Origin of the sequence: Verrucomicrobium sp. BvORR034 (assembly GCF_000739635.1) — a bacterium.
In the GTDB taxonomy this organism is placed as follows: domain Bacteria; phylum Verrucomicrobiota; class Verrucomicrobiia; order Verrucomicrobiales; family Verrucomicrobiaceae; genus Verrucomicrobium.
Genome location: NZ_BATQ01000121.1, coordinates 19,875 through 33,276 on the forward strand (window position 1 = coordinate 19,875; position 13,402 = coordinate 33,276).

Annotated in this window: 6 protein-coding genes; 1 reads left to right on the forward strand and 5 read right to left on the reverse strand. The window is 61.6% G+C overall.

Annotation, left to right across the window (positions count from 1 at the left end):
- Positions 1 to 30 precede the first annotated feature (30 nt).
- From BV034_RS20155 to BV034_RS20175, 5 genes are all read right to left on the reverse strand, one after another.
- Positions 31 to 819, reverse strand: coding sequence for an outer membrane lipoprotein-sorting protein (locus BV034_RS20155; protein WP_050028785.1), 789 nt, complete (start codon positions 817 to 819; stop codon positions 31 to 33).
- 134 nt (positions 820 to 953) lie between these two features.
- On the reverse strand, positions 954 to 1,700 hold the full coding sequence (locus tag BV034_RS20160) for a hypothetical protein (protein ID WP_050028786.1): 747 nt from the start codon (positions 1,698 to 1,700) through the stop codon (positions 954 to 956).
- 504 nt (positions 1,701 to 2,204) lie between these two features.
- Complete coding sequence (locus BV034_RS20165; protein WP_050028787.1) at positions 2,205 to 3,185, reverse strand: fatty acid desaturase; 981 nt, start codon at positions 3,183 to 3,185, stop codon at positions 2,205 to 2,207.
- 22 nt (positions 3,186 to 3,207) lie between these two features.
- Positions 3,208 to 4,557, reverse strand: coding sequence for a condensation domain-containing protein (locus BV034_RS20170; protein WP_050028788.1), 1,350 nt, complete (start codon positions 4,555 to 4,557; stop codon positions 3,208 to 3,210).
- A gap of 4 nt (positions 4,558 to 4,561) precedes the next feature.
- A complete protein-coding gene (locus tag BV034_RS20175; protein WP_265593233.1) occupies positions 4,562 to 12,286 on the reverse strand; it encodes a type I polyketide synthase in 7,725 nt (2,574 codons plus the stop codon).
- Positions 12,287 to 12,546: 260 nt separating this feature from the next.
- Here BV034_RS20175 and BV034_RS20180 point away from each other — a divergent pair.
- A partial coding sequence (locus BV034_RS20180; protein WP_265593234.1) for an asparagine synthetase B occupies positions 12,547 to 13,402 on the forward strand: 856 nt, incomplete at its 3' end.

Sequence of the window (13,402 nt, forward strand, 5' to 3'; positions counted from 1 at the left end):
AGTTTCGTCCAGAACAGCTTGATGGGCCGGCTATTCCCCTCCCTTGGGGCCGCTCAGATTTTTCAGACCTTCCGCAGTGAAATCTGCATCGGTGTAGGCCACTCCGCGTTTGATGCGGGAGCCGTCCATTTCCGTCGCCGTGGCGTGACCAGGGCGGCGGATCACCAGCATGGCCAAGACGTTGCGTCCATCCACATTGGCCACATCGGAGGTGTCGATGCGGCGCACCAACTGGCCGCCAGCGCCATACTTTTCCACCCGCAGCGGCACCATGCGCTTGGTATCGATCCAGGACTTCACCGAAGTATAGCTGGAGCGCGCACCTTTGGGCTTCGACTCCAGAATCTGGCAGCTCACGTTGCTGACAGTTTCTGTACCGGCGAGGGACTGGTCCTTCCAGGCAAAGAAGTTGTCCGAGACATCTTCATAGGAAAGATCGCTACCCAGGAGGGACTCCTTGAACTTCGCGGCGTCAAAGGTTTGCAATTTGTCAGGGGGCGTAAAGGTGGCTCCATTGCCGCTGCTGCTGATCAGCACCGCCTCTCCCTTTCTCTCCTTGGGGAAGAGCACCTGGTACACCACGTCCGTCTGGCCGGCGCTGCGACGGGACTTGATCTGGAGTTGGAGCGTGGTCTTGGGATCCGACGGGTTGGCCGGAGAGCTGACGATCATCTTCACCCGGATGAAGGTGCTGCCATCCTGTTGCAGGTCACTGAGCTTTGCCGCCAGTTCAGCCGCTCCAGGAGCGTCGGCAGACATGGCAGCGGTGGAAAACAAGAGGCCGCCGACCATGGCGGTGAGAAAGGGTACCAGTTTCATAGAAGCTCAGCGATGAAGGTTTAACGCGACGTGGCAGGCACGTCTTTTGCAGAAACAAAACAGGCAGCGGCCCCCAATCATCGCGAGGGATCCCGCTGCCTGAAAGAAAAAACTTTGAAGGATGTGTCACTTACTTAGTCGTCCTTGAGATCTTCGAGGCGTTCCTTGGCCTCTTCACGAGCTTCCTTGCGGCGCTCCCGGGCCTCCTCACGCTGATCCTTCAATTCCTCGCGCTCGTCCTTGGTCAACGGACGGGTCGGTGTCGTCACAGACCGGGTCACGACCACGCGATTGGCGATCATACGATCCCCTTCCCGCACATAGTGCACCGTCACCGGCACGCCTGTCGCGATCTTCTCAACCGCCACGGGGGCTCCAGTTTCATCCACATAGACTGTAGAAGTGGAGGTGGCGTAGGTCAGAGGTCCCGAAGTCGAGCGCAGCACAATGGTCTGGCCAGGGCTGAACTCGGAAATGGTGCCCGCACCGGTGGTGGTTGTCGTGGTGGTACGCGTCGTTTGCGTCGCCACCGGGCCGCCGGTGGTTGTCACCGTCTTCTTCACCACGACGCGGGAGGCTACCATGCGGTCGCCATCGCGCACATAGCTCACCGTAATTGGTACGCCAGAGGTGATGTGAGTGGCTTCCACAGGCAACCCTGCTTCATCCACAAACGTGGTCTGTTTGGTGACGGAATAGCTGATCGGTGAGCCAGACTCCTGGTTTACCACCAGGGTTTGCCCGGGCGAGTAGGTCGTGATGGTGCCGTAGCCCGTCGTGGAAGTCTCCGCAACCGTGACCTGGGCGGAGACCACGGTACTCAATGAGATGAATGCCGCAGCGAACAGGCTGGCGGCAGATGTTTTGGCAGTCGAATTCATGTTGGGGTGCTTGGGTAGGGTTCAGATATTCTTCGTATCCACTGAACCGGCCCGAACTCCGTAGAGGGCGGCCGGTCTTCCCAAGGGATCGGGCACTGCTCTCCAAGCGGTTGGATGAGATCCAACGGCGATCGACAAGTGATTGAGGGCGAAGAGTATGGGAAGCTGCAAACATCTGGCCGGAACCAAAATGCGACTGCATTCGATGGGTTTCGACCTGTTCACGACCGAACTATTCTCGCAGTATCGCCACAGCCGTCGTTTGGATATGCCGTCCGTCTCAGTCGCCACACACCCCCACGTCCTCACCTCTGGGACATACTATCCCGGCCCGCAACAAACGTCCCATAGGCAATGCCAGAGAGAGCGCCAGGCCCAAATAATCTGGGCTCTGTAGGGCGACCGCTTCGGTTGCCTCAGACACAGAGCCACAGCCCCATAGTCGCGGGACGTGCTCGCGTTGGAGCACAGCCCGCTTTTCTTGCGGCAGCCTACCACCACCACTTACTTCTGCGTCGTCGGCACTCTGCGCCACTGCGCCCCTACCTGCGGGTCCTTCAAGCAGCCCAAGAGGTGCAAAAAGGCATGCCAGTAGCTTGGGAAAGGCGGATGCTCATCTTCGTGCACCGGCATCAGATCCGCACGGTGCAGTGGGAGTTCGGCATGAGGAATGCCCGCCCGCTGGTGATGCACGCCGTGGAAGGGTTCATGAAGCAACGAAAACGACACAATCTTCCCCATCACGGAATCTGCCACAATGCTGCGGGTGGCACTGCGGATTGTCGAGCCCGTCAGACCCACATGCTCAATGTACTTGCGCCAGGCCTGAAGGTTCCCGGCAATAAACCCCGGTACGAGGTAGAGGCCGAGGAAATACTTCCACACCCCGAAGTAGGCCACCAGGCACACGGTCACCGTCCAGAACCCCACGATAAAAATCAGCTCATTCCAGATGCGACGGCGCACCTTCTTGCTGCGAATGGGTGAATTCTTCCTGAGGAAGGTACGCAGAAAGACCAGCGGGGTGACATACAGTCCGCAGGAAAGCTCCGCCACAGCAGCCACAACACGGAACCAGCGAGGCTCTTTGGGATCCACGAACGGCCAAAACTCCTCGTCCCGCTCTGAAGACAGGTGGGCATGGTGCGTCTGGTGCGCGGCCCGATAAAGACTGAAGCTGGTGTTGCTCAACAACCCGATGAGCACACCGTCCACTTCATTGAGGAAACGGCTCTTGCGCAACATGCCATGGGACGCCTCATGAAAGCCGATGAGGTTTCCATGCATCAGATGGCTCGCCGTGAGCATGAGCGGGATGGCCACCCAGTAGTTGTTGAAGTACAGCGCGAAAAAGATGCCCGCGAGATTGATGACCAGCAGCAAGGTCAACAACGGAAACGCCGCACGACTCACCCAATGAGGCTCATGCGGATCCTCAAGTGGGCTGATAACCGGGGCGGGTGCTTGAACTGGGGCGGTGTTCATGGCGGTCGAAGGGGGAGGTCCGTCAAGACATGAGCGCGGCACTGGTCTGGCTGGGTGCCTGACAGGCCCGCGTCAGCACAAGTTGATACAAGTCGTTCAGCTTTTCAATCTCGGCATGGCTGAAGAGGGATTCCCGGGACAACCAGACCAATTCCAGCACATTTCCGTCCTGGGTGACTTCGCAAGCGAGGTCAAATCTGGCCGTGCCAGTGGACCGCATGCGCAGCTTCATGGAGATGCTGGGCAGCCCCACTTCGGGCACAGGGTGGTTCTGCAGGGCAAAGCGGACGTCAAACACCGGATTGTGTTCCGGAGCAGGCAAGTCCCCCACTGCCTTGACCAGTTCGGCAAACGGCATGGCATTGGCAAACGCATCCATGGTGGACTCATGCACCACCTTCAACGTTTCCGAGAACGGGCGGTCCCGCACGACTTGCCCACGTACCGGCACCACGCCGGATACGTATCCCATGGTCTCCTTCATGGAGGGATGATTCCGGTTGGCCACCGGTGACCCCACCACAATATCCTCACCCCCGGTCCACTGACAGAGCGTGGTCTGAAAGGCTGACAGCAAGGTGCTGTAAAGGGTGGCGTGATGCTTCTTGGCGAGATCCTGAATGGCCTGCGTCAACGGGGCGGGAATCTCCGTCACCCAACGCCGCAACATATGAGGCTCACCGGGGCGACGCACCGGCGGGGTCCACAAACGAGGAGCATCCTTCAGCAACGGCCGCCAATAGGTGGCGCGCTGTTCCAGTTCTGCCTTGGGCCACTGGGCCCTCTCCGCCGCACTCCAGGCAGAGTAAGTCATGGGCACTGACGGCAACGGACCTTTTGATCCTTTCATCAGACCAAGGCAGGAAGCCCACAGGTCCTGGACAAACACGCCCAGGCTCCAGCCATCCGCAATGGTATGATGGGCCGCAAAGACAAGCACCGTGTCGTCCGCAGAGCGGGACAACATCTCAATCCGGTAAAGCGGTCCGTGCATGAGATCAAACGGCTCCCCGAAGATCTCCTGCACCGCTTCCTCCAGCGCCTCAGGACGCTGTTGGGCTTCGGGAAGGTCACGGAACTTGATGTTCGCCTCCCCGGTCGCACGCACCATCTGAAACGGCTGATCTTTCCCGGGAAGGAACGAAAGCCGAAGCGCCTCCTGCCGGTCCACCACCCGCTGCACCACCTGCCGCGTCATTTCAGGCGGGATTTTACCCCGCATGAAAATCAGACTGCAGATGTGGTTGGCAGGGTCCGAAACCGGCACCGGCGTTGTTTCCCACAACTCCCTCTGGGAGAGGGAGAGTGGGTGGAGCTTGATTTCCCCGTTGGCGAGGAGCTGTTTGAGCCGGGCGCGCTTGTCGTCAGACATGTCCTCAGGAGATCGCAGAAGTCGTACCAGTGGAACCGGCACGCGGCGTAACATCATCGGACGAATCATCCCCGAGCAGACGATCGAGATCCTCATCGCTGAGGGACTCAATATCCACCTCTTCCACCGCAGCGGGTGTTTCGACCACCGCAGGCGCGGCGGACGCTGCCGGGGCAGCCCCCGACTTGCCTCCCACACGCTCTGAGATGAGGGTCACGATCTGACCAATGGTTCGAGCCCGCATGAGGCTGGTCGGTGGCAGGGCCACGCCAATCGCTGCTTCCAGCGAGTTTTCGATTTCCACACCCATGAGGGAATCCAGGCCCAGGTCGGTGAGCGGCTGGTCGTTGCGCAGGCTGTCCGGTTTCACACGGAGCACCCCACCCACCACATCCCGCACGGCGGCGCCAATGACGCCTTCACGCTCGTCTGCAGAGGCGGACTCGATGCGCAAACGCCAGTCGCTGGTGCCACCACCGGCTTCCTGATCGTCCATGCCCGAGGCAAAGATGCGCTCCAGCAGCGGGTTCTCCTGCATACCGCGGAAGAACTGACGCCATTTGTTCCAGTCCACCCGGATGGCCACGCCCTGGGCAGTGCCAGTGGCAAGGAAGCCTTCGAGCAGAGTGACCACCTCGCCAGGTGAAAGAGCCGCCGTCCCCTGACGGGCCAGGAACTCCGCCACCTTCTCGTTGCGGGCCACATAACCTTCACCACCCAGCACACCCCAGTTCACCGTCAGCGCGGGCAAGCCGAGCGCACGGCGGTGGTGGGCCAGAGAGTCAAGGAACGCATTAGCAGCCGCGTAGTTGGCCTGAGCCGGGTTGCCAAACACGCTGGAAACCGAGGAGAACATCAGGAAGCAGTCCAGATCCATTCCGGTGGTCTGCTCATGGAGCAACCAACCACCGTAGGATTTGGGTGTGAGCACCGACTTCATACGGTCGCGGTTGAGCACCCCGAGCGGGGCGTCATCAATGACCATCGCCAGATGCAGCACCCCCTTGAGCGGCACACTGAGCTGGCCGATCTCAGTAAAGAGACGGGCCACATCTTCCTTCGAGCCCACATCAGCAGACACGGTCAGCACTTCCACGCCTTTGGCTTCCAGGCCTTGGACAAACGCTTCCGCTCCTGGGGTCTTCAAGCCGCTGCGGCTGCTCATCACCAGGTGACGGGCTCCAGCCTCCACCAGCCAGTTGGCCAGCACTCGGCCAAAGCCGCCGAAGGCACCGGTGATCAGGTAAGCACCATCCGGGCGAACCTCAAAGGCCGGCACCGGAGCCTCCCCGCGCCGCGAGACGAACTCGGGGGCGAAGGAAACGACCACTTTGCCAATGTGCTTGCCCTGCGCCATCTGGCGGAAGGCAGCATCCACACGGCATGCCGGGAAGGCGCGGAAGGGCAGCGGGTGCAATTCACCCTGCTCCACACGCTCGGTCACATCGGCCAGAAGCTGGCGCGCCAGCCTGCCATCCCCACTGAACACCGCGTCCATCGCCACTACGTGGAAGGAGGCGTTGTTGCGCAGCGGCCACAGCGGGATGCGGGAGTTCTGGTAGATGTCGCGTTTGCCGATTTCAATGAAGCGGCCAAATTCTGAGAGACAGGCCAGACCCATCGGGATGGCCTCGGAGGCCAGTGCGTTGAGCACCACATCCACCCCGCGACGATCCGTAAGGGCCATGACAGCCTCCACGAAGTCGCCACGACGGGAGTCAATGACGTGCTTCACACCCATGTTCAGCAGCAGGGCACGCTTGGTGGCACTGCCTGCGCTGGCGATGACGTCCACACCCAGGTGACGGGCGATCTGGATGGCCGCCATACCCACCCCGCCGGCACCGGCGTGGACAAGGATGGTTTCACCCGCACGCATGCGGGCCACATTCACCAGCGAGTGCCAGGAGGTCATGAAGACCACTGGCAGCGTCGCGGCTTCCTCAAAGCTCAATGCGGGCGGCATGACGCGCACGTCACAACCGCGAGCGAGCGTCTGGGTGGCCATGCCAAACACGGCCAGACCAAAGGCTCGATCACCCACTTGCACGTGATCCACATTCGCCCCCACCGCAGTGATGATCCCCGCCACTTCGTCACCGAAGATCCGGGCATCAGGAGCTTCACCAGGATACAACGCCAGAGCCTTGAGCACGTCGCGGAAGTTCATCCCCGCGGCCATGACATCAATCACCACGTCATCCGGACCACAGGCTGGCTGCTCAAACGGCGCGAACGCCAGAGCATCCAAGTGACCACGATCCTTCGACTCCAGACGGAGCGGAACTGATGCATCCAGCCACTGTTCCTGCACGGAGCGTCCACGCGTCAGGCGCATGGCATAGCGGGCTTCCCCACGGAAGGCCACTTCGCGTTCCGCATCGCGGTTCCCCAGTTCACCCAGCAGCAAGTCCACATCCCCTTCCGAGGCCACCGGGGGCAGATCCACGCAGCGGCAGGAAATGCTCGGCTGCTCATTGTGAATGACACGGGCAATCCCGATGGCAGGAGACTGTGCCACACTCGTGACTGGGATCTCCTCACCCACCGACTGGGCACCACGGGTGATCAGGTCCATTCGGACCTTGGAAGCCGGGCAGATCGAATCTTGCGCCTGGGCCAGATGCAACAGGGCATCCGTACCACCGAGCACGTCATCAGCCTCCGCAGGCGCGGCAGGCTCATCGAGCGTCCAGAGATACACAAAGCGTTCCGGCGCAGCTTCCGCCACGACCTCCGTCACCAACTGAGTCCAGTCTTCCGGAGCTTCCGCCCGCACGGTGAACTGGTCCTGGCCATCAGAGGCATACGCACCACCACGTGTCACCACCCGGCAACGGGCACCGGCTTCACGCAGACGGGACACAAGCTGGTCACCCAGTCCGCCCGCATCAGCAAAGACGAGCCAGGAGGTCTCGAGGTCCACCCCTTCACCACCCTCTTCGGCCGTTGCTTCCTCGATCTCAGCAGGAGCAACCTCGGTCGTCCAAGCCTTGCGGCCCAACACGCCGATCTGCCCTTCTCCGCCACGCGGGCCGGTAAGGCCGGGCAGTGAGGCGGTTTCGTCGAACCCAACTTCCTTGAGCACCTTCTCCCACTGCTCCCGCTCCATGAGCGGCTGCACCGGGCGGAGCTCGCGGTCCGTCAGGCTCCACCAGCCGCTCGTGAGACCGAAGACGGTCTCCGTCCAAAGCTGGGGAGAGGCGGTGTCCATGAACACCAGGCTTCCGCCGGGCGCGAGGAGATCACGCAGGTGGCCCAGGGCCTCGCGCACATCGCCCACGGCGTGCACGCAGTTCGTGCCAATGACAAAGTCATAGGAACCCAGCTCGTAGTCCTGTTCCGCAGGGGAACGCTCCAGGTCATAGGCCCGGTACTCCACCTCAGGGAACCCGGCCAGCTTCTGCATGGCACCGGAGAAGAACGAGGCTGAAATATCCGTGAAGGTGTAGCTGTGCAGGCCACGCTCAAGCTGCGGCAGCAGGTAAGAAGCGAGACCGCCTGTGCCCGCACCGATCTCAAGAATGCGCAGACCGCGTCCTTCCGGCAGTGCCTTGGCCGCCTCCTGCACTGTGGCCGCGATGGCCGCCAGCCAGTGGCAGGTGAAAAGGCCGTCGCCGTAGAACTGATCCAGAAGGTCTGCACCACTGCCGCCAAAGAGCACTTGTACCGCCTCTTTCTCACCACGGAGAATAGGCGTCAGTTCTGCGCAGTTTGCCACGCAGAGCAGGGCCTCCGGCAGATGGCCGGGATGCTGCTCCACGTACTCACGCAGGGTGTCGTCCGCCGAAGCGGCCACCCGGTCAAATTCCGCAGTGGGCACATAGCCACCGTCCTTGGCATCCACCAGGCCGCGCAGCACCAGACCAGTCATAAGCTGGCCAAACACCGGCTGCAGCGCCGGGGCCACGCCCAGAGCCTCAGCGGTGATGAGGTCACCCGCACCCATCTTGCGCAGTCCCTGCGTCAGGTGGGCGGCTGCGAGCGTGTCACCTGCCGCCAGAGCGGCTTCCAGCTTGGCACGACCGCGTGCGTTCACCACCTCATCGAGCGCCGCACCAGCGGCCTCTTTCAGGCGGGACAGCGGCAGCGGCTCAAGAGTGGCCGGTGTACCAGCGAGCGGCTTGCGCTCCCAGCCCACGCTGTAAATCAGATCCCGGATGCCTCCCGGACTGCCGGAACGGCGCACCCCGGCCACAGCGATGGCACGGAAGCCGTCTACCAGCACGCATGGATTGCCTGCCTCATCATAGATGCCGAGGCGGCCCTGGAGATACTCGTCGTTAAATCCTTGAACCCCTGCCTCAACCTTGCAGGACGCGCCTGGCGAACGCAGGAAAAGGATGCGGGCAAAACGCACCGGCAGCTTGAGCCGGGCTTTGCGTCCTTCCACGGTGCGGGCACCTGCGGAGAACACGTGCAGCGCACCATCCATGAGCACCGGATGCAACTGATACTCCCCTGCTCGGACCGCGGAGGCCTCGGTCAATGCGACACGCCCGGATGAGCGGCCACCAGCGGCAGCGAGCTCGCGCACTCCGCGGAACTCTTCACCGTAGCGCAGGCCCTTGTCGGCCATGTGGTCATAGAAGTGGGTAAGATCCACCTTCTCCAGTCCCTGCACTTCTTGAGAGGCGGACTCCCAATCGGTACCGGCAAACGTCGATTCCGTGCGCTCACTGCGCATCGTGCCCACCACATGGACCGACCACGAGGCAGCGTTCTCAAACTTGCTCTGGATCGTGAAGGTGCGCTCGTTGCTGTCGTAAGTCACCTCCAGCTGAATGCTGGACGGATTCTCCGGCAGGATGAGCGGCTTGCGGATCTCAAAATCCTCCACGGCAAACGGGCGGCCTTCAAAGAGCTGCACGCCGGCTTCCAGCACGAGTTCTACAAAGCCTGCGGCAGGGAAGATGACGTGGCTCTCCACCTTGTGATCCTTCAAGAAGGCCATGTGGCGGGAGTCCAGACGGGCCGACCAGGTCGGGGTGGCCCGAGGCAGACGGGTATCAAGCAGACCGCGTCCACCCTTGCCAAGACGGCCTTCCTTCCAGTCGGGTGACTCGCTCCACCAGCGGCTGCGATCCCACGCATAGGCTGGCAGGGCAAGCTGGCGGCGGGACGGCGTGATGGCAGAGAAGTCCGCCTCCACCGCATTCCGGTGCAAATTGGTCACCGTCTCAAGCATGGTGTCATGCTCACGCTCACGGCGAATCGAGGAAAGAACAGGTGCCTTGACTCCACGTGCCGTGAGGCACTCCTGGATGGAGTGCGCCAGCGCCGGGTGGGCGCTGATTTCCAGCCAGACATCCACACCATGGTCGGCGAGGGCGTTCACTGCCGGGGCAAAGAGCACTGGCTGGCGGATGCCACGACCCCAATGGGCGGCATCACAGGATTCACCGGAGCAGCGCTCACCCGTGACCGTGCTGAAGAACGGCACGGTCTCAGCCAGAGGCTTCATTTCCGAGATGGCTGCCACCAGGGCATCTGCCGCTGGTTGCATGAGCGCATGGTGGAAGGGATGGTCCACCTTCACGAGGCGGGCAAAGACACCCTGGCCTTCAAGTTCAGACTGGATGGCTTCCAGAGATACGCGCGGACCCGCCATGGTCAGGGAGCGCGGGCCGTTGAAGGCCGCGATGCTCACCGTACGATCATGACGTGCGATCACGGCGCGGGCTTCTTCTTCGGACAGACCCACTGCCAGCATGGTGCCTTCACCACGGGCGCAGTCTTCCATGAAACGAGCGCGCTGCACGATGATGCGGGCACCATCTTCAATGCTGAAGATGCCGGCCACACAGGCGGCGGCCACTTCACCTACGCTATGACCCACCACAGCGGCGGGATTCACACCCCAGGACTGCCACAGTGCCGCGAGCGACACCTGCATGGCGAAGATCGCCGGCTGCCCCACCTCGGTGCGAGCCACTTGGGAAGTTTCCTCGGTCCTCGCCAGCTCCTCCAGCAAGGAGAAGCGTGCCCAGGGCTTCATGGCCTCAGCACAACGCTCCATCGTGGCGCGGAACACCGGCTCATGCTTCATGAGTTCACGGCCCATGCCCCACCACTGGGGTCCCTGGCCGCTCATCACAAAGCCCACCTTGGGGGCCTGCTCCGGACGCGGAGTGAAGGAGGCCTGCACCTTTGGCCCCGGAGATCCGGCAGCGTAGGCACGCAGCTCTTCGATCGCCTCTGGCATCGTCTGCGGCACCAGCGTCATGCGATACTGGTGATGATTGCGACGGGCACCCAGAGTGTAAGTCAGATCGGGCAGCAACGGAGTGCTGCCATTGGCGTTGGAGCGGGCTTCGAGCCAGTCAGCAACACGAGCCGCATTGCCACGCAACGCCTCTTCCGAACGGGCGGAAAGCACCAGCGGCCAGGAGCGGCCGTCCGCCATCACCGGACCGTCCGGCTGCGGACGGGCGGGAGCCTCGGACACGATCACGTGCGCGTTGGCACCCCCGAAACCGAAGGAGTTCACCCCAACCAAGCGCTCACCATCAATGGCGGGGAACGGCTCCAATGAGGTGGGAACACGAAGCTTCAGCCCGGGGAAGTCAATGTGCGGGCTAGGCGTTTCAAAATGCAGGCTCGGCGGGATCTGATGATGCTTCAGCACCAGCAGAGCCTTCAGAAGCCCCGCCACACCGGCGGCGGTTTCAAGGTGGCCAAGGTTCGTCTTCACCGAGCCGATCGGCAGCGGATCATCCGAGGCACGTCCGGCGCAAAGGGCTTCCGCGAGGGCGGTGGCCTCAATAGGGTCCCCTACTGCGGTGCCTGTACCATGGGCTTCAACAAAACCGATCTTCGAGGGGTCAACACCCGCATCGCGGCAGGCATCGCGCACCAACCGGGCCTGGGCCTCAGGGCTGGGCAGGGAGATACCATTGGTGTGACCATCCTGGTTGATGGAAGTACCCACGACCACGCCATGGATGGGATCTCCATCGGCAATCGCCTTCGACAGAGGCTTCAGCAGGACCATGCCGGCCCCTTCCCCACGCACGAAGCCGTTGGCAGAGGCGTCGAACGCTTTGCAACGACCATCAGGTGACAACATTGACGCTTGAGAGAAGCCAATGAACCCACCAGGGTTGATCATGATGGTCACGCCGCCCGCGAGGGCGACCTCACCACGACCGCTCCAGATGTGCTCACACGCGGCATGCACCGCAGTGAGCGCGGAGGAGCACGCGGTGTCCATGGCCACACTTGGACCAGTCAGATTCAGACAGTAGGAAATGCGGTTGGCCGCGATGCTGTGGGCGCTGCCCGTGGCCGTGTGCGGGCTGATGCCCGAGGAATCATACGGAGAGGCCTGGATGATCTGGTAGTCGTTGTGGGAGATGCCCACATACACAGCGAGATCGGTCCCCTTCTCGAAGTCCAGCACCAGGCCGGCATCTTCAATGGCCTCCCACGCAGTCTCCAGCAGCAGACGATGCTGCGGGTCCACAAACGGGGCCTCACGAGGGGAGATACCGAAGAACTGGGGATCGAACTGCTCGAGTGATTCCACGAACCCACCTCGGCTGGCGATCGACTTGCCGAGAATCCCGGCCTCCGCATCGTAGTACCGCTCCAAATTCCACCTGTCTGCAGGCACTTGGCCAACGGCCTCACGACCCTCGGCAAGCAGCTTCCAGTAGGACTCCATGTCCGCAACCTTTCCAGGGAAGCGGCATCCGACACCAACGATGGCAATTCCTTCTTTATTCATACAAGAATTGTCTTCAAATAAACGTGAATCACTGAATTACTGCCGTACGACAACATCTACACTTCCGGGAAGCATGAACGATTTTCAACGAAATTCCGCAACCATGCAGAAACTGAACCCCTTCTATTCGCGGTGAGCAGGTTTGTCGCGCTTTTCCTGCCGCCATTTTGTCTTTTTTTTAATGCAACAGATTTTCACAGAAAAGACTGTCCTTAGGGTCCACCAAAAGCGATACGAAGATTATGTGTGGCATTGCAGGCATGCTAGATCTTGGCGGTGAACGTACCGTGCCCGAGGAGGCCCTCCGCAGGATGGCCCGGGCCATTGTACACCGGGGTCCAGACGAGGAGGGATTCTTCATTCGCCCAGGGGTGGGACTGGCCTCCCGGAGGCTAAGCATTGTGGGACTGGCCGATGGGCAGCAGCCCATGAAAAACGAGGCGGGGAACGTCCATGTCGTGTTCAACGGCGAGCTCTTCGACCACATTGAAAAGCGTCGCGAGCTGACGCAGCGCGGACACGTGCTGCGAACTCATTGCGACACCGAGATCCTGCCCCACTTGTGGGAGGACTATCAGGAGGGTCTCTTCGAAAAACTTCGAGGTCAGTTTGCTGTTGCCCTTTGGGATGATTCGAAGAGGCAACTGATTCTGGGACGTGACCGCTTTGGCATCGCTCCCCTCTTCTGGACCCGGCAGGGCGACTGGCTGCTTTTCGCGTCTGAAATCAAGGCGTTGCTGGCCTCAGGCATGGTGCCCGCCCGGCCCGACCGCAAGGGCATCGATCAAATCTTCACCTTTGCCGCCCTTCCGGGGCCTACCACCTGCTTCGAGGGCGTGCGCATGCTGCCGCCTGCCCACTACCTGCGCATCCAGCCGGGTGGCCAAAGCACCGGTCCGACCTTGGACGAGCGTGCCTACTGGAAGATGGACTTCCCCGACCAAGGGCAGGAGGTGGATGGCGACGCAAAGGACCTCGTGGACAGCTTCGAGAAACATTTGCTCCACGCTGTAGGCATGCGCCTGCGTGCGGATGTGCCCGTGGGCTCCTACCTCTCCGGCGGAGTGGACTCAAGCATGATCCTGGCACTGGCCTGCCATCTTCACGGCAAGAACG

Coding starts and splice junctions, on each gene's coding strand:
- BV034_RS20155 (WP_050028785.1), bottom strand. CDS start 819: ATGAAACTGGTACCCTTTCTCACCGCCATGGTCGGCGGCCTCTTGTTT.
- BV034_RS20160 (WP_050028786.1), bottom strand. CDS start 1,700: ATGAATTCGACTGCCAAAACATCTGCCGCCAGCCTGTTCGCTGCGGCA.
- BV034_RS20165 (WP_050028787.1), bottom strand. CDS start 3,185: ATGAACACCGCCCCAGTTCAAGCACCCGCCCCGGTTATCAGCCCACTT.
- BV034_RS20170 (WP_050028788.1), bottom strand. CDS start 4,557: ATGTCTGACGACAAGCGCGCCCGGCTCAAACAGCTCCTCGCCAACGGG.
- BV034_RS20175 (WP_265593233.1), bottom strand. CDS start 12,286: ATGAATAAAGAAGGAATTGCCATCGTTGGTGTCGGATGCCGCTTCCCT.